2 protein-coding genes are annotated in these 2,820 nt (G+C 62.2%); both read left to right on the forward strand.

Annotation, left to right across the window (positions count from 1 at the left end; translation table 11 throughout):
* A partial coding sequence (locus ABF824_RS16160) for a ParB/RepB/Spo0J family partition protein (protein ID WP_415489975.1) occupies nt 1–1,818 on the forward strand: 1,818 nt, incomplete at its 5' end.
* A gap of 136 nt (nt 1,819–1,954) precedes the next feature.
* The coding region (locus ABF824_RS16165; RefSeq protein ID WP_415489976.1) for a DUF932 domain-containing protein at nt 1,955–2,820 on the forward strand (866 nt) is incomplete at its 3' end.

Here is a 2,820-nt window from a genome sequence, read left to right on the forward strand (position 1 = left end):
CTCAACAAGACTGCACCCGTACCGTGCGTCGTGCGCGAGGCCGGATCGGCGGCCATTCTCGCCGAGGATGATTCCCTGGCCGAGAACGTCCAGCGTGTGGCGCTGCATCCGCTGGATCAGTTTCGCGCCTTTCGCGACATGCTGGAGAAGGGCATGTCCGAAGAGGAAATCGCCGCCGCATTCTTTGTTGCACCCACCGTGGTCAAACAGCGTCTGCGGCTGATGACCGTGTCCGACAAGCTGCTTGAGGTCTACGAGCAGGATGGCATGCGACTGGAACAGTTGATGGCCTTTTCCATCAGCGACGACCACGCGCGGCAGGAACAGGTCTGGGAGATCGTATTTCAGAACCATAACCGCGAACCCTATGTTATCCGCCGCATGCTGACGGAAAAGACCGTCCGGGCGTCGGATGCGCGCGCCCGCTTCGTTGGGCTGGACGCCTATCTCGCGGCGGGTGGTCCTATCATGCGCGACCTGTTCGAGGCCGATGATGGCGGCTGGTTGCAGGATCCGGCCATTCTGGACCGGCTGGTCATGGAAAAACTGCACGCTGCCGCCGAAGATATTCGTGCCGAGGGCTGGAAATGGGTCGAAACGTCCCTGTCGTTTCCATGGGGTCACACACGGCAGTTCGCGGAAATTGATGGCACGGAAGTGCCACTCTCTGATGAAGAAACCGCCCGTCTCGAAGCCCTGCGTGCCGAGCAGGCAACCATAGAAGCCGAATACGCTCAGGCCGATGAATACCCTGACGAGGTCAATGCACGGCTGGGTGAGATCGAACAGGCCATCCTTGTCCTGGAGGAACGACCTCTGGCGTTCGATCCTGCCGACATGGCGCGGGCTGGAGCGTTCGTTAGCCTCGACAGTAACGGCATATTGCAGGTTGAGCGGGGCTTCGTGCTGCCCGAGGACATGCCGACCGAGCCCGAAGAGACCGATGATGCCGGCGGTGCCGATGGATACGATCATGCTGCGTATGATGGGCGGGATGACCGTATTGCTGATGATGGCGGCGACGGGGGCGGGGAGGGCGATACTACCGCTCCCGACCTCGAACCCGAGGAAGAAGACGGGATCAAGCCGTTACCCGACCGGCTTCTCACCGAACTGACGGCCTGGCGCACGCTGGCCCTACGGGATGCCTTTGCCGGCAACCCACACATCGCCCTGACCGAATTCCTGCATACGCTGGTGCGCGATGTTTACTGGCAGACACCGGGGGCTGACTGCCTGGAAGCCTATGTCCGCGAAATCGCGCTGCCGGTCCATTCACCCGACATGCCGGGCAGCCTGCCGGCCCATGCACTGCGCCAGCGCAACGAGGGCTGGAAGCACGATCTGCCGGAGGATGAGGACGCGCTATGGTGCTGGATCGACGGGCTGGACGACGCCAGTCGCATGGCACTGCTGGTCCATTGCCTGTCCTTCGCGGTTAACGCGCTTTATGAGCGCATGCCATCCTATGGCGCGGTGTCGCAGCGCAGCGTGACCGAACGCCTCAAACGGGCAGACCGTCTGGCATCTGCTCTCAGTATCGACATGGTGGAGGCGGGCTGGCAGCCCACGGTCGAGAACTATCTCGGTCGGGTGACCAAGGCGCGTATCCTGCAGGCGGTGCGGGAAGCACGCGGCGATGAGGCGGCCGACCGCATTGCCCACCTGAAAAAGCCCGACATGGCACGCGAGGCCGAGCGGCTGCTGGAAGGGGCGGGCTGGCTACCCGAAGCGTTGCGCACGATAGAGCGGCCAGATGACACATCTGCCGATATGGCGGTAGCGGGCGAAGACGTGGAGGCTATCGCCGCCGAATAAAACGATGGGTTTTGGAACTTTGCGACAGCGGCTTCCGGGCACGGTAAGCCGCTTTTTTCATGTCCGGCGCCCCGGAAAGAGGAAGAGGGCGGCTTCGCCTTTGGTGCCGAATAACCGGCATAGAGGAGAGTTTTCCATGACCACGACCACCATCCTGCCCCCTGCGTCCCGTGGCACCGCGTCCGGCGGCTTCCGCATCGATCCTTCGCGCGGCGAACGCAGCGCCCGCGTATCGTCCGAATGGTTCTCGCGCCCGGATGACGAGTGCTACCTGTCACTATCCGACCTGCATGCCGCCACGCTTGCCCGTGCAGATCGGGCCACGGCCCGCACGGTGGAAAGCCGCGCCATTCGCGTGGAAGCGTCCCGCGACAATGCCGAACGCCTGACGCTGACCGTGCCGGGACAGAATGAGCCGATCGCACCGACTCACTGGTCGTTCGGCCAGATGTGCAGCCTTGTCGGCGCGCCGTCGTTATACCTGCGTAACCTTCCGGCCCCGCTGGCGGCAATCAATCTCCAGCACGGCCTGCTGTCGCACCGCGCCGAACTGGTCAAAACACTGGAAACCGAAGACGGGCGCGTCGAGTTGCGCGCCGTAACCGGTCCTGATTATGGCCGCATCTGGGACCATGAACTGGTGGGTGCCGTGCGGAAGATCGCCGGCGACGGCACAGGCGATACCAACTGGAAGGTGCCCGGTGTGATTGACTGGGCGACCATGACCCATAATCCGTACGTGGACATCACGAAGGAAACCACGACGCTCTACGCATCTGATCGCGACGTGTTCCTGTTCCTTGTGGACGATACGCATCCGATCGAGGCGGGACGCCTGCCCAATGGCGATCCTGATCTCTATTTCCGGGGCTTCTATGCCTGGAACTCGGAAGTCGGCAGTAAAAGTCTTGGTATTGCGTCCTTCTACCTGCGCGGAGTGTGTCAAAATAGGATGCTCTGGGGCGTGGAGAATTTCGAACAGATCACGATCCGGCATAGCAA

This window comes from Acetobacter sp., from assembly GCF_047721705.1.
In the GTDB taxonomy this organism is placed as follows: domain Bacteria; phylum Pseudomonadota; class Alphaproteobacteria; order Acetobacterales; family Acetobacteraceae; genus Acetobacter.